This is a genomic window from Xenorhabdus ehlersii, from assembly GCF_003610465.1.
Classification (GTDB): Bacteria; Pseudomonadota; Gammaproteobacteria; order Enterobacterales; family Enterobacteriaceae; genus Xenorhabdus; species Xenorhabdus ehlersii.
The window spans coordinates 1-24,993 of sequence record NZ_RAQI01000002.1; the positions used below are offsets into that span (position 1 = coordinate 1).

The following is a 24,993-nucleotide window of genomic DNA, read 5'->3' on the forward strand; positions in this document are numbered from 1 at the left end:
TTTGGGTGGCATCGCTTTCATACGGGCACCATGGAACATATTCAGAAACAGCGTTTCAACGATGTCATCAAGATGATGCCCAAGTGCAATCTTTGTTGCCCCGATTTTTTCTGCAAAAGAATAGAGAGTGCCGCGACGTAGTCTTGAACACAATCCACAGGTAGTTTTGCCTTCAGGGATTTTTTCTTTAACCACTGAGTAGGTATCTTTATCGACAATGTAGTAGGGAATATCCAGGCTTTCAAAATATTGGGGTAAAATATGCTCAGGAAAACCAGGCTGTTTCTGATCAAGGTTCACTGCAACTACTTTGAATTTTATTGGTGCCGCTTTTTGCAGATTCAACAGGATATCTAACATCGCGAATGAATCTTTGCCACCACTGATACATGCCATTACAACATCATTGTCTTCAATCATATTGTAATCAATGATGGCATTACCAACGTTCCTCCTCAGGCGTTTCTGGAGTTTGTTGAATTCAAGTGTCTCTTTTCTCGTATCTTTTTGATTCATTGCGACTTCTCACATTGCCGATTATACCGGTTGTAGATTTTCTATACGGATCCTTTGCAGGGGCTGGATTATACGGATTTTTCTTTTTGTTTGAAACATATCTGTGACCAACAAATTTCAACCATATACTGAGTGTTGTTGTGAAAGGACACGTTACCGTAGTTGTTAGCAATGAAGGAAGCGTTAATAGCGACTGGAAAAGTACTTACAGTCGAAAATATGAGGCCAGCACTACTGGCCTCACTAAGTTAATTGTAATTAAGTTAACCTATATTGATATATTGTCTTTAATTGACAATGTGTTAATTATTTCTGTACTAATAATGGAAACATGTTCAATAATATTTTCATGATAACAATTATCAATCAACTTAATTACTAATGGATTGGTTGCCCATTGTGAGATGTTGTTATCTGGTATTTTGGTTATCAATTGACTCATCGTAAGTCCTATTTCATCTTTATGATGTGGATTTGCTTGACCAGCTTTAAATAAAATGATGTTTGTATATGATAAATTACCGCTTAAATTACAGTTTGCTATTCCAGACTCAAACGGTATTGCTTCTAATACCTTATTGATATAATTTTCATTTGCTCCCATTTCCTGTAATTTTTTTATGACTTTACCATATGCATTTGATATATCTAGTTTATCCCTAAGTTCTTTTATCTGATTATTATTGATTACGGTATCTAATAAATATAATTGAATCTCTTTTGCACCAAGTTGTTCCAATTGAAATGCAATCTCCATAGCTATCTGTCCTCCTAATGACCAGCCTAAAATACGAATAGGTTTGTCAATGGAGGTTTCGGTTAAGATTAATTTCATGTAGATCTGTGCTATCTGTTGTAATGAATCAATTTTATTCTCTGTAGAAAGATTGTAATTATCAATACCGATGCAGTTATACATATCAGATAAGGTATTTGCCAGAGGTTCATATACTTCACTACCGCAATTGACTGCATGGATCATAAACAGTTTACTGGTTGCGGTTGATTTTGGTGTTAAAAAATTAAGTAAATTGGATTTAATGCTGCCTGACTCCAACCATTGGGATAACAAGGAAATACATTTGTAGCTAAATAAAATATTTAAAGGAATATCAACGTTTATTTCATTACGCATTGCTGTAGTTAATTTAATCGCCATTAGGGAATTACCACCAATGCGGAAGAAGTTATCTTCAATACCTACCCGTTTCAAACCTAATACTTCCTGCCAAATGGCACATAACTGGGTTTCTAACACATTGCGGGGCGCAATATAATTGTCCCGATTATCCCATATTGGCGTCGGCAGAGCGTGGCGATCCCGCTTGCCGTTAAGGGTTAACGGTACGGATTCAATGCGGGTAAAGTTGGCGGGTAACATATATTCCGGCAAGCGGGACGATAAATATCTTATCAGGGCGTCATCGGACAACACACCATCAGTGACCAGATACGCGACCAGCACCTTATTGCCTTCATGCTCGTGGTCAATCACCACCGCCTGTTTGACTTGGGGGTGTGAAGTCAGGACGTTTTCGATTTCTCCCATCTCAATACGGTAGCCACGGATTTTAACCTGAAAGTCATTACGTCCCAGATATTCCAGCTCCCCATTTGGCAGCCAGCGGACTAAGTCGCCGGTTTTGTACAGTCGGGTATAACCTTTGGCTTGGTCTTCTGCGGTGGCAAAGGGATTCGGCACAAAACGCTCGGCAGTGAGTTCAGGCCGGTTTAAATACCCCCGTGCCAATCCGGCGCCACCGATATACAACTCACCCGGCGTACCGATAGGGGATAAGTTAGCGTCACTATCAAGAACGTACAGACGAGCGTTATTGATGGCCTTACCAATATTGCTGGCAATCTCCCCATGTTGGTAGTGCTTGCCGCTGGCACAAACGGTGACTTCGGTTGGGCCATAGGAGTTGAATACATTGCTGTGATGGCTGAAATAATCAAGAAAGTCTGAGGACGGTGATTCACCTGCCGTCACCAATAACTGCAAAGAGGGTAATGCCGTACCAATTAATAGCTTCAGCATGGCTGGCGGTAACGCAGCGATTTCAATGCCTTCACGCTGAATCAGGTGTGCAACCGCGGGAGCATTACGCTCGGTTTCACTGCACAGGTAAACCGTCAAGCCATGAAGTAAACTGGAAAATAGTTCGAAAACCGAACCATCGAAAACATATGCCGCAAACATTAAGGCTTTTTTTCGCTTTGTGATATCAAACAGTTCTGCCTGTGCTGCAACCAGATGGGCCACGTTTTTATGCGCGATCATGACGCCTTTGGGTTGTCCGGTGGTGCCGGAGGTGTAGATAATATAGGCCAAATCGGCAGGGTTACTGATCGGCACCAGATTTTCTACGGTGTAGCCTGCGGTTGTTGTCCGGTCATCTGCGGTTATCAATATCGGCGGTTCCGTCAGTGCCTGGGTATATTCCGTCAGTGTCGTCAGATGGCGTTGCTGGGTGAGTACGCACGGGCTTCCGGTGTCTTGCAGAATAAACTGCACCCGCTCCGGTGGATATTCGGGGGAAATGGGCACATAAGCGCCACCGGCTTTCAGTACCGCCAGGATGCTGATAACCATTGCCAGACTGCGGTCAAGATAGAGGGCGATGGGGATGTCTGCTTGCAGGGGGACAGTATTACGTTGCTGATAACGTTCACGAATAACACCGGCTAACTGATTTGCCCGTTGGTTTAACTGCCGGTAGGACAGGGTTTCCCCTTCAAAGACCAGCGCCACATTATCCGGCGTCTTTTCTGCCTGAGCCTCAAACAGTTGCGGTAAGGTGTTATTTTGCGGGTAGGGAGCATCGGTCTGGTTCCAGGTGTGCAGCAGGGTGTGGCGCTCCGGGGCCGACAGGATATCAATCCCGGCCAGAGATTGTTGCGGGTCTGCCACGAAGGCGGTCAGCACCCGTTGATAGATACCGGCCAGCCGTGCCATGGTGGTTTCGTTAAACAGGCTGACCGCATAATTCAGGCAACCTGTAATAGCGGGTTGTCCCTCGGACAGAAACAGGCTTAAGTCAAACTTGGCTGGGCTGTATAGCGATTCGTCCAGCGTCACCGGATGAAAGGGTAATCTGGTTTCTGGCTGGTGTTCACCAAAACTCTGTAAGCCAAACATCACCTGAAAAATCGGATGGCGGGCGGTGTCACGTTCAATCGTCAGGGCGTCAACCAGTTGTTCAAACGGCATGTCCTGATGCGCCTTGGCGTCGGCCAGTAATTGATGGGTCTGTTTAATCAGGGTGGCGACACTGTCTGTCTGCGCAAGCTGTGCCCGCAAGACCAGGGAGTTAACGAACATCCCTATCAGGGATTGAGTTTGGGCATGGTGCCGGTTATCGGTCGGTGTCCCCAGTACGATATCGTTTTGGCCGGATAATTTTGCCAGCGTGACATAAAAGCCACTGAGCAGCACGGTATACGGGGTGGTTTCCTGATTTTTTGCCAGCGTTCTTAACTGGTCAGAGAGGGCGGCATCCAATGTGAAATTGAAGTCCTTTCCTTGATAATTGACCTGGGCGGGTCTGGGGTGGTCTGTTGGCAGGGCCAGGGTTTCGTAGTGGGCTAAAGTGTGTCGCCAGTAGGTGAGCTGGCGTTCACGCACATCGCCCTGTAAATATTCCCGCTGCCATGCGGCATAGTCGCCATAGGCGATATCCAGGGCAGGCAACCGGCTGTCACGGCCGGCTAGCAGGGCCTGGTAAATTTCTGCCAGTTCATGCATAAAAATATCGAAAGCCCAGCCATCAATGGCGATATGGTGCCATAGCATCAGGAAATAATGTTTATCGGCCATGGAATAGTGACAGAGGCGCAGACTGGGTTCTGTGGTCAAATCAAATGGCGTGGTGATTTCAGTGCGAACCGTATCGAGAAGTGTGTCAATATCATCACAGGGTGCTACTGACCTGATAACCAACGACCTGTCCAGTACCTGTTGGTCGTTCTGTCCATCATCATGATGGCGGTAGACTGTCCTGATGATGGTATGGCGCTCCGCTAATCGGTTAATGGCGGTTTCTAATAAGGGCAGACAGGTGTCATTATCCAGTTGAACCAGATAGGGGATATGGTAGGCATCGGTGCCTTGTTCAAACTGCTCGATAAACAGCATGCGCTCTTGGGCAAACGATAAGGGATAGTGCTCCAGCGCAAGGTGAGGGATAACCGTATCGGCTGGTTGTCCCATCTGGGTCGCCAGACCGGCGATGGTTTTGAGTTCAAACAGTTGCGTCAGTGACACGTCCATTGCCAGAGTTTGGCGAATAGCCGCCGTCAGTTTAATCGCTGTCAGGGAATTGCCGCCGATACGGAAGAAGTTATCTTCAATGCCAATTCTCTCCAGCCCCAACACTTCCTGCCAGACGGCACATAACCGGGTTTCTAGGGCATTGCGGGGCGCCATATAACTGTCGCGGTTTCCCCATACCGGCGCCGGCAGGGCGCGGCGATCCCGCTTACCGTTCAAGGTCAAGGGCACCGATTCAATGCGGGTAAAGCTGGCGGGCAGCATATAGTCTGGCAGGTGAAGAGAAAGGTGTGTAATCAGGGCATCATCCGATACCTCACCATCGGTGACCAGATAAGCTACCAGCGCCTTATGGCCTTCCCGTTCGCGGTCAATCACCACCGCCTGTTTGACTTGGGGATGTGAAGTCAGGGCGTTTTCGATTTCTCCCAACTCAATGCGGTAGCCGCGGATTTTAACCTGAAAGTCATTGCGTCCCAGATATTCCAGCTCCCCAGTTGGCAACCAGCGGACTAAGTCGCCGGTTTTATACAGGCGGGTATAGCCACGGGCTTTATCTTCTGCGGTGGCAAACGGATTTTTGACAAAACGCTCGGCAGTGAGTTCAGGCCGGTTTAAATACCCCCGCGCCAGTCCGGCACCGCCGATATACAACTCGCCCGATGCGCCGATAGGGGATAAGTTGTTGTGACTATCAAGGACGTAAAGACGGACATTATTGATGGCCTTACCAATATTGCTGGCAATCTCCCCATGTTGATAATATTTCCCTGTCGCACAAACGGTAACTTCGGTTGGGCCGTAGGAATTGAATACATCGCTGTAATGGCTGAAATAGTCAAGAAAATCTAAGGACGGTGATTCTCCCGCGGTCACCAATAGCTGCAAGGAAGGTAACTCAGTGTCAATTAATAACTTCAATATAGCTGGCGGTAAGGCGGCGATTTCAATACCTTCACGCTGAATCAGGTGTGCAACCGCGGGGGCGTTGCGTTCGGTTTCACTGCACAGGTAAACCGTCAGGCCATGAAGTAAACTGGAAAATAGTTCGAAAACAGAACCATCAAAAACATACGCGGCAAACATTAAGGCTTTTTTTCGCTTTGTGATATCAAACAATTCTGCCTGTGCTGCAACCATATGGATAACATTCTTATGCTCAACCATGACGCCTTTGGGTTGCCCCGTGGTGCCGGAGGTGTAGATGATATAGGCTAAATCGGCAGGGTTATTGACCGGCGCCAGATTTTCTACGGTGCGGCCTGTGGTTATTATCTGGTCATCTGCCGCTATCAGTATTGGCGATTCCGCCAGTGCCTGGGTATATTCCGCGAGGGTCGTCAGATGCTGTTGCTGAGTGAGTACACACGGGCTTCTGGTATCTTGCAGAATAAACTGCACCCGCTCCGGTGGATATTCAGGGGAAATGGGCACATAAGCCCCGCCAGCTTTCAGTACCGCTAAGATACTAATAACCATTTCCAAACTACGGTCGAGGTAAAGGGCTATGGGCATGTCTGCTTGCAGAAGGACAGCATTACGTTGCTGATAACGTTCGCGGATAACTCTGGCCAATTGATTTGCCCGTTGATTTAACTGTTGATAGGTCAGGGTTTCCCCTTCAAACACCAATGCCACGCTATTTGGTGTTTTTTCTGTTTGAGTTTCAAATAGTTGTGGCAAGGTGTTATCTAGCGGGTAAGGGGTATCGGTCTGGTTCCAGGTGTGCAGCAGGGTTTTACGCTCTTCTTCACTGAGGAACCGGAGGGCAGTATGCGGCTGGTGTGGATCACAGGCCACAGCGTGCAGGATGCGTTCAAGCTGGCGAAGCAAGCGCAGGGCTTGTTTATCTGTCAACCAGTCTTCCCCATAACCCAATTTAACCGTGAGACAATTATCTTGTTCATAGGCCATCAGTGATAATGGATAATCGGTTTTTTCGATGGCCTGGCGGAATATCAGGGTGTTTTCAATCCCTGCCTTATTTTCGCCTGCCACAGGGACGGGGTAATTTTCAAAGACAAACAGGCTATGGAATAACCGTTCCCCGTTGGATTGCAAACTGGCCAGTGAGACGGCACTGTAGCTGTTGAGTGCGGCGATATCTTTCTGTATATCGTGCAAGACACTAATCACCCTGTTGGTTTTATGCCACTGCACTATTAATGGCAAGGTATTAATATACAGGCCGACACTGGATTCAATACCGTCCACCGGTATGTCGCGTCCGGAGACGGTGGTGCCGACAATAGTCTGTTCATCTCCGGTATAACTGTGCAGTAATTTATGCCAGGCAAATTGCAGTACCACATTCAGGGTAATGCCTTGTTCACGACACATTTTCTTAAGCTGCTGATATACGTTTTCTTGGATGGCAATAGCTTGCCTCGCTGGTTTTTTAATCGCCCTTATTCGGGATAAATCAACGTAATGGCTTAATAGAGCAGAAAGATTGTTGGCTCCCTGAAATTGTGTTTTTCGCTCCGCCCAATAAGCCTCAAATTCTGCTTTGTGCTCCAGATAATATTGCTGAGTTGCCAGATAAGTTTTATCTGCCACGATTTGGGGAACTCGGTTTTGCGCGAGTTCGTTGTAATATTCATGCACAGTTTGCAATAAAATCGGGTTACTCCAGCCGTCAGTAATACTGTGGTGTTGCGTGATCAGCACCGTTACTTGGTGTTCACTCTGTTGAATTAAGGTAAAGCGGATTAATCCGGGCTGACTTAAATCAAAGGGCAGCGTACGATCATGTTGTTGGATCGCTTCAATCGCCCTGGCTTTCTCTTCTGGTAGTAACTGACTGATATCCTTGAAGGTGAAATTTGCCAAATCAAGACTTGCCCCTTCAGTCACAATCTGCAAAGCCTCTTCTTCCCAGTTAAACGCTGTTCTGAGGATGGGAAAGCGTAGTGAAGCCAGCGACCAGGCCTGTTGGTAGGCGAAAAGGTCGAGTTGAGTGTGATAATCCAACAGTAATTGCACGCGATAGGCATCATCCTGTGGTTGAGCCAGATGATGATAAATAAATCCCTGCTGCAAACTGGTGGCGGGGTATAGTGCTTCAATCTGATATATCTGTTGAAGATGACACAAAAGTTTGATTGAGATCCCTTCAATACCGTAGTCACTGGGAGTTTTTATTCCACCCAATTGAGCCTGTTTTTGACCTGCGGCGATAACAGAATGGAGTGCCTGCTCAAATGCTGTGATAAATGCTTGCGTCTGAGTTTGTGATAAGTGCGAACTGATACTAAATTGCAGCCTGCCCGCTTGAATCAAGCCATTAATATTCAGTAACAAATGACTATGGTTATCATCTGCCACTACGGTTCCACAGTCGTCGCTGATCAGTGACCAGTTTTGCTCAGTTTCTGCGTCTAACTGACCGAGATAGTTGAAGCCAATCGTCGGTAAATCCCCCGACAAATATCCTGCCTGACGTAATGCCCCGTAACCGATACCTTTATTCGGTATGGCACGCAACATCTCTTTAGTATGAATGATCGTCTCCGCAATATCGTTCTGCATCACCAGACGAACAGGATAGATAGTCGTAAACCAACCGACGGTTTCTGAAACATCCAGTGTATTATCAATGGCTTCTCGTCCATGACCTTCAAGCATAATGTGGTTAACTGGATGTGAGAAAATGGTCTGTAATGCCAATGTGAGGGCGCTAAGCAGTATATCGTTAATTTCGGTATGGTAACCGGCATTGGCTTCACGCAGCAGAATGTCGGTCAATTCAGCGGAAACACCTAACATGTGTTGACTCATTTCATGCGAAGCAGAATAGACATGGTTTTCAGCCATCACTTGCTGCCAATAGAGAACTTCCTGCTGATGGTGCTCTGCATAGCGATGTACGGCATTAACCCATTGCCGATAGCTACTGGTTTTTGCCGGCAGCGTTTCGCCTTGCAGCAATCTGCGCATATCTTCAGCGATAATTCGCCACGACACGACGTCAATAATCAGGTGGTGAAATGCGAAGAATAATCGGGCGCTGCCATCGGTATATCCGGTCAGATGGGCGGTTTGCCATAAAGGACCAGTACAATAATTAAAGCTACTCTGCCATTGGGTCAGTTGCTGGTGATTTAACTCACTGAAATCACAATGCAGTAATGTGGGCAGCCAGGGGGGCATTTCTGTAGGATAACACTGGCGATAACCCTGTTTTGTGTCAACAAAATGGGCGCGTAACATATCATGTCGTTTAGTTAGTACGATCAGGGCTTGTTCAATAGCAGCATGACTGATATTGCCTGGCAGTCGGATCATAAATGCCTGATTCCAGTGGTGTGGACGCGATAAATTCCAGTTGAAAAAATCCTGCTGGATAGGCAACAGACCAAATTTCCCGTTTAATAATCCCTGTTCTGCCACCACAGTTACCGGAGATGGTGTTTGTGTCAGCAGTTGCGCTAGCAGCGCTACCGTTGGTGCCGCAAAAATCGATTTGACTTGCAGGGAAAAACCAGCACGTCGCAGCCTGGAAACCAGTTTGATACTGATTATGGAATCGCCACCGATACGGAAAAAATTATCTTCAATGCCAATTCTCTCTAGCCCCAACACTTCCCGCCAAATGGCACATAACCGGGTTTCTAGGGCATTGCGGGGCGCCATATAACTGTCGCGGTTTCCCCATTTTGGCTCTGGCAGGGCGCGGTGATCCAACTTGCCGTTGAGGGTTAAGGGTATAGATTCAATGCGCGTAAAGCTGGCGGGCAGCATATAGTCCGGCAAGCGGGTGGAAAGATATCTAATCAGGGTGTCATCGGATAGCACGCCATCTGTGACCAAATACGCGAACAGTGCCTTATTTCCGTTGTGTTTGCGGTCAATCACCACAGCTTGTTTTATCTGTGGGTGCGAGGTCAGTACGCTTTCAATTTCTCCCAGCTCAATGCGGTAGCCGCGGATTTTAACCTGAAAGTCATTACGTCCCAGATATTCCAGCTCCCCATTCGGCAGCCAGCGGACTAAGTCGCCGGTTTTGTACAGTCGGGTATAGCCACGGGCTTTATCTTCTGCGGTGGCAAACGGATTCGGCACAAAACGCTCGGCAGTCAGTTCAGGCCGGTTTAAATACCCTCGTGCCAGTCCGGCACCACCGATATACAACTCGCCCGATGCACCGACAGGGGGCAGGTTACCCTGTTTGTCAAGAACATACAGATGAACGTTATTAATCGCCTTACCAATATTGCTGGCAATATCTCCACGTTGATAATGTTTCCCCGTCGCACAAACGGTGATTTCGGTCGGGCCATATGCATTCAGTACATCGCTGTGATGGCTGAAATAGTCAAGGAAATCTAAGGATGGTGATTCACCTGCCGTCACCAATAACTGCAAGGAAGGTAATGCCGTACCAATTAATAACTTCAATATAGCTGGGGGTAAGGTGGCGATTTCAATGCCTTCTCGCTGAATCAGGTGTGCAACCGCGGGAGCATTGCGCTCTGTTTCACTGCACAGATAAACTGTCAGGCCATGAAGTAAACTGAGAAACAGTTCGGAAACAGACGCATCAAAAACATACGCAGCAAACATTAAAGCTTTTTTTCGCTTTGTGATATCAAACAGTTTTGCCTGTGCTGCAACCAAGTGGGTCACATTCTTATGCTCAACCATGACGCCTTTGGGCTGCCCCGTGGTGCCGGAGGTGTAGATGATATAGGCCAAATCAGCAGGGTTATTGATCGGAGCCAGATTTTCTACGGTGTAGCCTGCGGTTATTGTCTGGTCATCTGCTGTTATCAATATCGGCGTTTTCGCGAGTATTTGGGTATATTCCGTCAATGTCGTCAGATGCCGTTGCTGGGTGAGTACACACAGGCTTCCGGTGTCTTGCAGAATAAACTGAACCCGCTCCGGTGGATATTCGGGGGAAATGGGCACATAAGCGCCACCGGCTTTCAGTACCGCTAAGATACTGATAATCATTTCCAGACTGCGGTCAAGATAGAGAGCGAGGGGGGTATCTGCTTGCAGAGGGACAGCATTACGTTGCTGACAACGCTCACGAATAACACCAGCCAACTGATTCGCTCGTTGGTTTAATTGCCGGTAGGTCAGCGTTTCCCCTTCAAACACCAGCGCCACGCTATCCGGTGTTTTTTCTGCTTGTGTTTCAAATAGTTGTGGCAAGGTTTTATCTGGCAGGTAAGGGGCATCGGTCTGATTCCAGGTGTGCAGCAGGGTTTTACGCTCTTCTTCACTGAGAAACAGGATGGCGGTATGCGGCTGGTGTGGATCATGGGCTACGGCATACAAAATACGCTCAAGCTGATGAAGCAAGCGCAGTGCTTGTTTATCTGTCAGCCAGTCTTCACCATAGTTCAATTTGACTATGAGACTGTTATCCTGTTCATAAGCTTTCAGAGATACCGGATAGTCCACTTTTTCGAAGGCTTGGCGGAATGTCAGGGTGTTTTCAATGCCTTCCTTGTTTTCGCTCACGACAGGATCAGGGTAGTTTTCAAAAACCAACAGGCTGTGGAATAACCGTTTCCCATCGGATTGTAAACTGGCAAGTGATATCGCACTGTGGCTGTTGAGGGCGGCGATATCCTTTTGTATTGCTTGCAATATAGTGGCTACCCTGTCAGCCTGGGTCCATTGCACTGTTAATGGCAATGTATTGATATACAAGCCGACACTGGACTCAACACCGTCCACCGGTACATCGCGCCCGGATACGGTAGTACCAACAATGGTTTGTTCATCCCCGGTGTAACTGTGCAGTAATTTATGCCAGGCAAATTGCAGTACCACATTCAGGGTAACGCCTTGCATTCGACACATATCCTTAAGTTGCACATAAGCGTGCCCTTGTACCGTAATCTTCTGTTCGGCTGGCTTTTCAACGGCTTTTATCTGCGTTAAATCAACATGATGACTTAACACTGCAGAAAGATCGTTAGCTCCCTGGAAGTGTGCTTTGCGCTGCGCCCAATATGCTTCTGATTCAGCTTTATGATCCAGATGATATTGCTGGGTTGCCAGATAAGCGTGTTCCACGACAACCTGCTGAACTTGTCCCTTTATGAGTTGATTGTAATACTCATGTACAGCTTGTAATAAAATCGAGTTACTCCAGCCATCGGAAATGCAGTGATGTTGGCTGATCATCACGGTTACCTGTTGTTCATCCTGCTTGATGAAAGTGAAGCGGATTAATCCGGGCCGGCTTAAATCAAAAGGCAGGGTACGGTCATGTTGTTGGATCGCTTCAATCTCTTTGTTGCGCTCTTCTTTTGGTAAGTGGCTGATATCTTTGCTTTTGAAATTTGCCGAGCTAATACTGGCACCCGCAGTGACAATCTGCAAAATTTCCCCTTCCCAATCAAATGCGGTTCTGAGGATAGGAAAACGCAGTGAGGCCAGTGACCAGGCTTGTTGATAGGTGGCAAAGTCGATATTGGTGTGATAATCCAACAGCAACTGCATGCGATAGGCATCATCCTGTGGTTGAGTCAGATGATGATAAATAAAACCCTGTTGCAAGCTGGTGGCAGGAAATATCGCTTCAATTCCACTAAAGGTAAAACTGTTGAAATCCTCTTCGGAGAAAATATTCTTTTCATTTAAGAAGCTTAATATGTTTTCTCTTTTCTTCTTAACCTTATCAATAAGCTGGACAGGAGGCGTTTCCCCTGTAAATGCCAGTTTTAATTTATTTTCACAGACCCATACTGATACATAATTTTTCTTGAGTTCTTTAAATAGCATCAACATTTTTTATATGTCCAAAATGGTTTTCTTTTCTGGATAGAGAGGTGAATTTTCGTTCTTCACACAGCCCAAACGATGAGTAAGCTGGTTTAGCTGCTCAATTGAAACGCTTTTAATTCCATAATCGCTGGGAGTTTTTATTCCTCCCGATTGGGCCTGTTTTTGACCTTCGGTGATAACGCTATTGAGTGCTTGCTCAAATACTGTGATAAATACCGCTGTCTGGGCTTGTGACAAGCGGGAGTCCACACTAAATTGCAGTTTTCCAGCCTGAACTGCGCCATTGATATTCAGCAGTAAATGACAGTCATTCCCGCTGGCTATCACTGTGCCACAACTATCGCTGCTCAGTGACCAGTCTTGATGGCAGCTTCCTCCTAATTGGCCGAGATAATTGAAGCTGATGGCCGGTAAATTTCCTGACAAATGTCCAGTTTGACGTAATGCCCCATAACCAATGCCTTTGTTTGGCACGGCGCGCAGCATCTCTTTAGTGTGGATAATGGTTTCTGCAATATCGGTCTGCATTGCCAGCCGGACGGGGTATTGTGTTGTAAACCAGCCGACGGTTTCGGAAATATCTAGCGTGTTATCGATGGTTTCCCGTCCATGACCTTCCAGGACGATGTAGTTTACTGATTGGGAGAAAGTACCCTGTAACGCCAGTGTCAGGGCACTCAGTAATAAGTCGTTAATTTCAGTGGAGTAACCGGCGTTGGCCTCATGCAGCAGGATGTCAGTCATTTCAGCAGAGAGGTCTAATAGGTGATAAGTGGTTTTATCCAACTCAGGATTTATATCGTTGCCTGCTATTACTTGCTGCCAATAGGGCACTTCATCCTGATGCTGTTGTGCATAATGATGGACAGAGGTCACCCACTGCCGATAACTGCTGGTTTTCGATGGTAAGGTCATGCCTTGCAATAACAAGCGCATATCTTCTGCAATAATTCGCCAGGATACAGCGTCAATGATCAGATGGTGGAATGCGAAGAATAATCGGGTGCTGCCATCGGCGTATCCGGTCAGATAAGCGGCTTGCCATAGAGGCCCGTTACTGTAATCAAACCCACTTTGCCATTGAGTGAGTTGTTGGTGTAATTCCGTTTGTGTAAGTTCACTGATATTACAGTGAAGTAATGCGGGTAACCAGGATGGCATTTCCGGCGGATAGCACTGACGGTAACCGTTTTCAGTATATATAAAATGGGTACGTAGCATATCGTGTCGTTTAGCCAGCGTTATCAGAGCCTGTTCAATTTCTGCGGATTTTATATTACCGGGAAGCTGAATCATAAATGCCTGATTCCAATGGTGTGGATTTGGCAGATTGAGGTCAAAGAAGTTTTGCTGGATAGGCAATAAACCAAACTCCCCGCTTAATAACCCTTGCTCTGCACTGGCTTTTACTGTGGGTGATGTCAGTGTTGGCAGTTGGGCTAACCGAGCCACTGTTGGTGCCTCAAATATCGATTTGACCTGGAGATAAAAGCCTGCCTGACGTAGTTTAGAGACTAGCTGGATACTGACAATAGAATCACCGCCGATACGGAAGAAGTTATCTTCAATGCCAACCCGTTCCAGGCCCAACACCTCCTGCCAAATGGCACATAACCGGGTTTCTAAGGTATTGCGGGGGGCTATATAACTGTCGCGGTTTCCCCATACTGGCTCCGGCAGGGCGCGGCGATCCAGCTTACCGTTCAAGGTCAAGGGCACCGATTCAATGCGGGTAAAGCTGGCGGGCAGCATATAATCCGGCAGGTGAAGAGAAAGGTGTGTAATCAGGGCATCATCTGATACCTCACCATCTGTACTCAGATAAGCCACCAGTGCCTTATGGCCTTCCCGTTCGCGGTCAATCACCACCGCCTGTTTGACTTGCGGATGCGTGGCAAGGGCAGTTTCAATTTCCCCTAATTCGATACGGTAGCCACGGATTTTAACCTGAAAGTCATTACGTCCCAGATATTCCAGCTCCCCATTCGGCAGCCAGCGGACTAAGTCGCCGGTTTTGTACAGGCGGGTATAGCCACAGGCTCTATCTTCTGCGGTGGCAAACGGATTCGGCACAAAACGCTCGGCAGTGAGTTCAGGCCGGTTTAAATACCCCCGTGCCAGTCCGGCACCACCGATATACAACTCACCCGGCACACCGATAGGGGACAAGTTGCAGTGACTATCAAGGACGTAAAGACGGACATTATTGATGGCCTTACCAATATTGCTGGCAATCTCCCCATGTTGATAATGTTTCCCCGTCGCACAAACGGTAACTTCGGTTGGGCCGTAAGCATTCAGTACCCCACTGTGATAACTGAAATAGTCAAGAAAATCTGAGGACGGTGATTCACCTGCTGTTACCAATAACTGCAAAGAGGGTAACTCAGTACCGATTAATACTTTCAGTATGGCAGGAGGTAAAGTAGCTAATTCAATGCCTTCTCGTTGAATCAGGTGTGCAACCGCGGGAGCATTACGCTCGGTTTCGCTGCACAGGTAAACCGTCAGGCCATTTAATAAACTAAGAAACAGTTCGGAAACCGAAGCATCAAAAACATATGCCGCAAACATTAAGGCTTTTTTTCGCTTTGTGATATCAAACAGTTCTGCCTGTGCTGCAACCAGATGGGCCACATTTTTATGCGCGATCATGACGCCTTTGGGTTGTCCGGTGGTGCCGGAGGTGTAGATAATATAGGCCAAATCGGCAGGGTTACTGATCGGCACCAGATTTTCTACGGTGTAGCCTGCGGTTGTTGTCCGGTCATCTGCGGTTATCAATATCGGCGGTTCCGTCAGTGCCTGGGTATATTCCGTCAGTGTCGTCAGATGGCGTTGCTGGGTGAGTACGCACGGGCTTCCGGTGTCTTGCAGAATAAACTGCACCCGCTCCGGTGGATATTCGGGGGAAATGGGCACATAAGCGCCACCGGCTTTCAGTACCGCCAGGATGCTGATAACCATTGCCAGACTGCGGTCAAGATAGAGGGCGATGGGGATGTCTGCTTGCAGGGGGACAGTATTACGTTGCTGATAACGTTCACGAATAACACCGGCTAACTGATTTGCCCGTTGGTTTAACTGCCGGTAGGACAGGGTTTCCCCTTCAAAGACCAGCGCCACATTATCCGGCGTCTTTTCTGCCTGAGCCTCAAACAGTTGCGGTAAGGTGTTATTTTGCGGGTAGGGAGCATCGGTCTGGTTCCAGGTGTGCAGCAGGGTGTGGCGCTCCGGGGCCGACAGGATATCAATCCCGGCCAGAGATTGTTGCGGGTCTGCCACGAAGGCGGTCAGCACCCGTTGATAGATACCGGCCAGCCGTGCCATGGTGGTTTCGTTAAACAGGCTGACCGCATAATTCAGGCAACCTGTAATAGCGGGTTGTCCCTCGGACAGAAACAGGCTTAAGTCAAACTTGGCTGGGCTGTATAGCGATTCGTCCAGCGTCACCGGATGAAAGGGTAATCTGGTTTCTGGCTGGTGTTCACCAAAACTCTGTAAGCCAAACATCACCTGAAAAATCGGATGGCGGGCGGTGTCACGTTCAATCGTCAGGGCGTCAACCAGTTGTTCAAACGGCATGTCCTGATGCGCCTTGGCGTCGGCCAGTAATTGATGGGTCTGTTTAATCAGGGTGGCGACACTGTCTGTCTGCGCAAGCTGTGCCCGCAAGACCAGGGAGTTAACGAACATCCCTATCAGGGATTGAGTTTGGGCATGGTGCCGGTTATCGGTCGGTGTCCCCAGTACGATATCGTTTTGGCCGGATAATTTTGCCAGCGTGACATAAAAGCCACTGAGCAGCACGGTATACGGGGTGGTTTCCTGATTTTTTGCCAGCGTTCTTAACTGGTCAGAGAGGGCGGCATCCAATGTGAAATTGAAGTCCTTTCCTTGATAATTGACCTGGGCGGGTCTGGGGTGGTCTGTTGGCAGGGCCAGGGTTTCGTAGTGGGCTAAAGTGTGTCGCCAGTAGGTGAGCTGGCGTTCACGCACATCGCCCTGTAAATATTCCCGCTGCCATGCGGCATAGTCGCCATAGGCGATATCCAGGGCAGGCAACCGGCTGTCACGGCCGGCTAGCAGGGCCTGGTAAATTTCTGCCAGTTCATGCATAAAAATATCGAAAGCCCAGCCATCAATGGCGATATGGTGCCATAGCATCAGGAAATAATGTTTATCGGCCATGGAATAGTGACAGAGGCGCAGACTGGGTTCTGTGGTCAAATCAAATGGCGTGGTGATTTCAGTGCGAACCGTATCGAGAAGTGTGTCAATATCATCACAGGGTGCTACTGACCTGATAACCAACGACCTGTCCAGTACCTGTTGGTCGTTCTGTCCATCATCATGATGGCGGTAGACTGTCCTGATGATGGTATGGCGCTCCGCTAATCGGTTAATGGCGGTTTCTAATAAGGGCAGACAGGTGTCATTATCCAGTTGAACCAGATAGGGGATATGGTAGGCATCGGTGCCTTGTTCAAACTGCTCGATAAACAGCATGCGCTCTTGGGCAAACGATAAGGGATAGTGCTCCAGCGCAAGGTGAGGGATAACCGTATCGGCTGGTTGTCCCATCTGGGTCGCCAGACCGGCGATGGTTTTGAGTTCAAACAGTTGCGTCAGTGACACGTCCATTGCCAGAGTTTGGCGAATAGCCGCCGTCAGTTTAATCGCTGTCAGGGAATTGCCGCCGATACGGAAGAAGTTATCTTCAATGCCAATTCTCTCCAGCCCCAACACTTCCTGCCAGACGGCACATAACCGGGTTTCTAGGGCATTGCGGGGCGCCATATAACTGTCGCGGTTTCCCCATACCGGCGCCGGCAGGGCGCGGCGATCCCGCTTACCGTTCAAGGTCAAGGGCACCGATTCAATGCGGGTAAAGCTGGCGGGCAGCATATAGTCTGGCAGGTGAAGAGAAAGGTGTGTAATCAGGGCATCATCCGATACCTCACCATCGGTGACCAGATAAGCTACCAGCGCCTTATGGCCTTCCCGTTCGCGGTCAATCACCACCGCCTGTTTGACTTGGGGATGTGAAGTCAGGGCGTTTTCGATTTCTCCCAACTCAATGCGGTAGCCGCGGATTTTAACCTGAAAGTCATTGCGTCCCAGATATTCCAGCTCCCCAGTTGGCAACCAGCGGACTAAGTCGCCGGTTTTATACAGGCGGGTATAGCCACGGGCTTTATCTTCTGCGGTGGCAAACGGATTTTTGACAAAACGCTCGGCAGTGAGTTCAGGCCGGTTTAAATATCCCCGTGCCAGTCCGGCACCGCCGATATACAACTCACCCGGCGCACCGATAGGGGATAAGTTGTTGTGACTATCAAGGACGTAAAGACGGACATTATTGATGGCCTTACCAATATTGCTGGCAGCCTCTCCATGTTGATAGTGCTTTCCGCTGGCACAAACGGTAACTTCGGTTGGGCCGTAAGCATTCAGTACCCCACTGTGATAACTGAAGTAGTCAAGAAAATCTGCGGACGGTGATTCTCCCGCGGTCACCAATAACTGCAAGGAGGGTAACTCAGTGCCGATTAATATTTTCAGCATGGCGGGCGGTAAGGTGGCTAATTCAATACCTTCACGCTGAATCAGGTGTGCAACCGCGGGGGCATTACGTTCGGTTTCACTGCACAGATAAACCGTCAGACCATTTAATAAACTAAGAAACAGTTCGGAAACCGAAGCATCAAAAACATACGCGGCAAACATTAAGGTTTTTTTTCGCTTTGTGATATCAAACAGTTCTGCCTGTGCCGCAACCAGATGAGCCACATTTTTATGCGCGATCATGACGCCTTTGGGTTGCCCCGTGGTGCCGGAGGTGTAGATGATATAGGCCAGATCGGTAGGGTTATTGATTGGAGGCAGATTTTCTACGGTGCGGCCTGTGGTTATTATCTGGTCATCTGCCGCTATCAGTATTGGCGATTCCGCCAGTGCCTGGGTATATTCCGCGAGGGTCGTCAGATGCTGTTGCTGGGTGAGTACACACGGGCTTCTGGTATCTTGCAGAATAAACTGCACTCGCTCCGGTGGATATTCAGGGGAAATGGGCACATAAGCACCACCGGCTTTCAGCACCGCCAGGATACTGATAACCATTTCAAAACTGCGGTCAAGATAGAGAGCGATAGGGGTGTCTGCTCGCAGAGGGGCATAACGTTCTCGAATAACACTGGCCAACTGATTTGCCTGCTGATTTAGCTGTTGATAGGTCAGTTTTTTCCCCTCAACCACCAGCGCCACGTTATCCGGCGTCTTTTCTGCCTGAGCCTCAAACAGTTGCGGCAAGGTGTTATCTTGCGGGTAAGGGGCATCGGTTTGGTTCCAGGTGTGCAGCAGGGTATAGCGCTCTTCCTCACTGAGGAACCGGAGGGCAGTATGCGGCTGGTGTGGATCACAGGCCACAGCGTGCAGGATGCGTTCAAGCTGACGAAGCAAGCGCAGGGCTTGTTTATCTGTCAACCAGTCTTCTCCATAACCCAATTTGACAGTGAGACAATTATCTTGTTCATAGGCCATCAGTGATAATGGATAATCGGTTTTTTCGATGGCCTGGCGGAATATCAGGGTGTTTTCAATCCCTGCCTTATTTTCGCTTGCCACAGGGACGGGGTAATTTTCAAAGACAAACAAGCTATGGAATAGCCGTTCCCCGTCGGATTGCAAACTGGCCAGTGAGACGGCGCTGTGACTGTTGAGTGCGGCGATATCTTTCTGTATAGCTTGTAAGACGCTAATCACCCTGTTGGTTTTATGCCACTGCACTATTAATGGCAAGGTATTAATATACAGGCCGACACTGGACTCAATACCGTCCACCGGTACATCGCGTCCGGAGACGGTGGTGCCGACAATAGTCTGTTCATCTCCGGTATAGCTGTGCAGTAATTTATGCCAGGCAAATTGCAGTACCACATTCAGGGTAATGCCTTGTTCACGGCACACATCCCTAAGTTGCGTATAATCACCTCCCTTTACAGTAAGCGCCTGTTCAGCCGGTTTTTCGATGGTTTTTATCTGTGTCAGATTAACATGATGATTTAACAGGGATGATAGATTATTGGTTCCCTGGAAATGTGTTTTGCGTTCCGCCCAATACCTTTCTGACTCAGCCAGATGCCCCAGATAGTATTGCTGGGTTGCCAGATAAGCGTGCTCCACTACGATCTGAGGTTTCTGTCCTTGTACCAGCATGTCGTAATACTCGTGCACAGTCTGTAATAAAATCGGGCCACTCCAGCCATCAGTAATAGTGTGGTGTTGGGTGATCAGCACCGTTATCAGTTGTTCACTCTGTTTAATTAAGGTAAATCGGATTAATCCGGGCTGCTGTAAATTAAAAGGCAGAGTACGGTCATGTTGTTGGATCGCTTCAATCTCTTTGTTTCGTTCTTCTTCTGGTAATTGGCTGATATCTTTAAGCTCGAAGTTCGCCGAATTAATACTGGCACCTGTGGTTACAATCTGCAAAATTTCCCCTTCCCAATCAAATGCTGTTCTGAGGATAGGAAAGCGCAGTGAAGCCAGCGACCAGGCTTGCTGATAGGCGGCAAGGTTGAGTTGGGTGTGATAATCCAACAACAGTTGCACACGATAGGCATCATCCTGTGGTTGAGCCAGATGATGATAAATAAATCCCTGCTGCAAACTGGTGGCGGGATACAGGGTTTCCACCTGATAGCTTTGTTGCAAACGATTTAAGCGTTCAATTGAAACCGCTTTAAATTCATAATCACTGGGCGTTCTCACACTACCCAATTGAGCCTGTTTTTGGCCGGTGGTGATAACACTATTGAGTGCTTGCTCAAAGGCGGTGATAAACATTTGTGTTTGGGTTGATGGTAAGCGAGACAGTATACTGAATTGCAGTTTTCCTGCCTGAATTGCGCCATTGATATCCAGCAGTAAATGGCTAATGTTCTCGTTGGCGATCATTGAACCACAGTCTTCGTTGGTCAGCGCCCAATCCTGATGGTTAATGTGTCCGGCCTCACCCCCCAATTGCCCAAGGTAATTAAAGCTGATAGCTGGCAAATTCTCTGATAAGTATCCGGCCTGACGTAACGCCCCATAACCGATGCCTTTGTTCGGTACGGCCCGCAGCATTTCTTTGGTGTGAATAATGGTTTCCGCGACATCGGCTTGCATTGTCAGACGAACAGGATAAGTGGTTGTAAACCAGCCCACAGTTTCGGAGACATCCAGAGCACTGTCGATAGTTTCCCGCCCATGCCCCTCGAGAGTAATGAGGTTTACCGTACGAGAGAATGTTGTCTGCAATGCCTGTGTGAGGGCACTAAGCAGTAAGTCGTTAATTTCAGTGTGATAACCTAAGTTAGCCTCATGCAACAGAGTGTTTGTCAGTTTAGTTGATAAACTCAGTTGATGCGTGTTGAGTTCTCCCGTCACCGGATAAGTTTTTCCCCCCGCCATGACGCCCTGCCAGTAGGGCACTTCGTCTTGATGTTGTATGGCATAGCGATGGACAGCAGCAACCCATTGCCGATAACTGCTGGTTTTCGGTGGCAGCGCTGTTCCCTGTAGTAGCAGGCGTATATTTTCAGCAATAATCCGCCACGACACCACGTCAATAATCAGGTGATGAAATGCGAAGAATAAACGGGCGCTGCCATCAGCATATCCGGTCAGATGAGCGGTTTGCCATAAAGGTCCCGTGCAATAGTTAAAGCCACTTTGCCATTGGGTCAGTTGCTGGTGATTTAACTCACTGAAATCACAATGCTGTAATGTGGGTAACCAGGGCGGCATTTCTGCGGGGTAGCACTGACGATAACCTTGTTCGGTGTCAACAAAATGGACACGTAACATATCATGTCGTTCAGCCAGTGCGATCAGCGCCTGTTCAATAGCAGCGTGACTGATATTGCCTGGCAGTCGGATCATAAATGCCTGATTCCAATGGTGCGGACATGGCAGGTTCTGGTTGAAGAAATCCTGCTGGATAGGCAACAGATCAAATTCCCCGTTTAATAATCCCTGTTCTGCCACCACAGTTACCGGAGATGGTGTTTGTGTCAGCAGTTGCGCTAACCGTGCTACTGTTGGTGCTTCAAAAATCGATTTGACTTGCAGGGAGAAACCGATCTGCCGCAGTTTGGAGACCAACTGGATACTGACAATCGAGTCGCCACCGATACGGAAGAAGTTATCCTCAATGCTGATCCGTTCTAATCCTAAAACGTCTTGCCAAAGCGTGCACAATCGGGTTTCCAACTCAGTGCGTGGCGCTATATAAAGCTCTCGGTCTTCCCACTCAGGATCTGGCAAAGCATGGCGATCGAGCTTGCCGTTGATAGTCAAGGGAATGGCATCAATGCGGGTAAAGCTGGCGGGTATCATGTACTCCGGCAGGTGAGTTGACAGATGCTCTATCAGAGTGTCATTGGTCAAGGCTTCGTCGGTAACCAGGTAAGCCGCCAGTGCTTTATGGCCCACATGCTCTCGGTCGATCACTACTGCCTGCTTCACTTGTGGGTGAGAAGACAAGGCTGTTTCGATTTCACCCGGTTCAATGCGGTAACCACGAATTTTGACCTGAAAATCATAGCGTCCCAGATATTCCAGGTTACCGTCCGGCAGCCAGCGTACCCGATCACCGGTTTTGTACAGGCGAGTATAACCCCGGGCTTTGTCTTCGTCTGTGGCAAACGGATTTTCCACAAAACGCTCGACGGTCAGATCTGGACGATTCCGATACCCCCTTGCCAGCCCTGCACCGCCAATATACAACTCACCAGGGGCGCCAATGGGAGACAGTTTGCCATAATGATTAAGGACATACAGGCGGGTGTTATGATGTGCTTTGCCAATGGGGATATTGCCACTCATTTCATCGGTTACATCAAGGTGAGTAATATCATTTGTTGTTTCTGTAGGACCATAAAGGTTAATTAAGGTACTCGAATGACTATTTATAGATCTAAACGTGTTGACATGGGACATCGTCAACGCCTCTCCGCCACACAGAACATAACGGATAGTGCCGGGTAACAGCTGCCCTAAGTCCCGCAGCGTTTGGCAGAAAGCACCTAACATGGACGGGACAAATTGCACCACCGTCACGCCAGTTTTCTGTATCAGTTGATATAAGGCCTCAGGCTGTTTATGGACATCCGGTGAGGGCAGCACGATACTGGCGCCAAAACAGTTCGCTGCAATCAACTCCCAGACTGAAGCATCAAAGGTATAAGGGATTTGTTGCAGGATCTTATCCGATGCACTTAATGGATATTGGGATTGCATCCAACACAGGTGATTGATGACGTTTCGGTGAGTCAACTCAACGCCTTTCGGCTGTCCGGTTGTCCCGGAGGTGTAGATGATGTAGGCCAAATCAGTACTTTTGTTCACTGGCACTAAATTTTCCACTGCTTGGTCTTGGGTGACTGTGCAGTCATCTGTGGCTATCAGCGCTGGCTGAATTGGCAAAGTGTGGGTATGTTTCTCCAGTGTTGTCAGGTGCCGCTGTTGGGTTAGCACGCACAGGCTTCCGGTATCTGCCAGAATAAATTGAACTCGTTCCGGTGGATATTCAGGAGAGATCGGTACATAAGCGCCACCGGCTTTCAGTACCGCCAGGATACTGACTACCATCTCCAGACTGCGGTCGAGGTAGAGAGCGATTGGTGTATCGGCTTGCATCGGTGCATTGCATTGCCGCTGGCAGTGTTCACGTATCACAACGGCGAGCTGGTTTGCCTGTTCGTTGAGTTGACGATAGGTCAGGGTTTTCTCCTCAAATACCAGCGCCACGTTATTCGGTGTTCTTTCTGCCTGTGCCTCGAACAGTTGCTGTAAGATTTTATCCTGTGGGTAGGATGCATCAGTCTGGTTCCAACTGTGTAATAGGGTGTGACACTCCTGTTCTAATAAGATAGGTAATTCATTGACGAATAAAGAAGGTGTGTTAAGTAAAGCAGTCAATAAGTTCTGCAATCGCGCAAGTATTTGTTTTACATCTTGCTCACTAAAATATTCCCGTAAATAATCTATCGCTATTGTTAGCTCCTGATCATATCCAAAGTCTTGCAAGCGAAAAACGATAGGATCAGTGTTAAATCCCCCATCTACAATATAATGCTGCGCCTGATTGATTTCAGATGCTGATTCTGAAAGCCTTTCATAGAATATAAATATATTAGGTAAAGCAATGCCATGGTTATTGGCCATGCGAATCAAGTGAGAACGAGGGAACTGGCCGTGGTGATAACTCTCTTTTAGCGCTAATTCTATTACCTTAATCTGTTCAGTGACACTGATTGTGTGAGAAACATGGCAATGTACCGGATAGATATTTGTCTGCATCCCTACGACATATTTCTCTGATTTTGTCCTTCTGCCATGAGTAATGGTATTAAATGTTAATTCCTGTTGCCCTGTCAGTTCTGACATCATAATGATAACTAAGCTCGAAAAGACAGCAAGAAAGTTCGTTTTATTTTTTTCACAAAAAGCAAGTAAATCAGCTTTAATTGAAAACGGTAATACCAACATGTCGTTACGGGAACCCCTATTCTGATAACAAGGAGTTAATTGATGGATATCGTTTTTTGTTAAAAAATCATACCAGTGGTTTTTATCTTTTTCATAATAAGAAGAAGTCAGATATTCTTTTGCTTTTTCTATGTTATCTAAATATTGTGGAATTTCTGCTAACCAGGCTGTTGATGCTCCACTTTTCAGACATGCATATAATTTATGGGTATATTCATGTAACCGAAATAAACCAACCCCATCAATCATAATATGATGGAATTTAGTGAAGAAGTAGTGTTTCTCGTTCGTAATACGAAGCAATGAGGCTTGGTATAAGGACGCATTTGGAAAGTTAATGGGAATATCTATCTGCTGCTGCATCCAAAGTTTTGCTTTTTTTTCAGGATTAGGCTGCATTGTAAAATCATGGAATATGACTAATTCAGTATTACTCTGATTCTGAATATATTGGGTTGCTTCATTATCCGAATTAACGGATATGCGTAACCTCAACATATCAACATGTTGGTATAGTAATCGCCAAACTTGTTGCAAGATGACGATATCAACTTCACCTTCCATCAAGGTATACCAGCCCAGGTTGTGTAACGGCTTGTTTTCATGAAAGGTTTGCTCATAAAACACATCCTCTTGAGCGGGATGAAGGTTATATAAGTTCGAATTCAACGAACCTTCAAGTGTTCTCATAGTAAATTATACGAATGCATTCCGTTTACAAGTTATTTGTAATTCATGATACAAATGAGTAGATTTCAGTGCTTGCCTAACCTTAATTCATTTATGTTTTGGCATTAACATAATTTATTATGTTATATCTGAACTTTTACGATTTTTAACATCAGGTTACTATTTTATTTAATAGGTATTAGCATGATCTATCATGGTATCACTACAGCTAATCTCGCAATCTTTCA

At 47.4% G+C, this 24,993-nt stretch carries 3 protein-coding genes; all 3 read right to left on the reverse strand.

Annotation, left to right across the window (positions count from 1 at the left end; genetic code table 11):
* Positions 1-516: tRNA 2-thiocytidine(32) synthetase TtcA (gene ttcA, locus BDE27_RS06030; RefSeq protein WP_120211327.1), on the reverse strand; the 516-nt coding region annotated here is incomplete at its 3' end.
* A gap of 268 nt (positions 517-784) precedes the next feature.
* Positions 785-12,541: a non-ribosomal peptide synthetase gene (locus BDE27_RS06035; protein WP_120211328.1), complete on the reverse strand. Its 11,757-nt coding sequence runs from the start codon at positions 12,539-12,541 to the stop codon at positions 785-787.
* Between the two features lie 3 nt (positions 12,542-12,544).
* A complete protein-coding gene (locus BDE27_RS06040; protein WP_120211329.1) occupies positions 12,545-24,766 on the reverse strand; it encodes a non-ribosomal peptide synthetase in 12,222 nt (4,073 codons plus the stop codon).
* Positions 24,767-24,993: the final 227 nt, after the last annotated feature.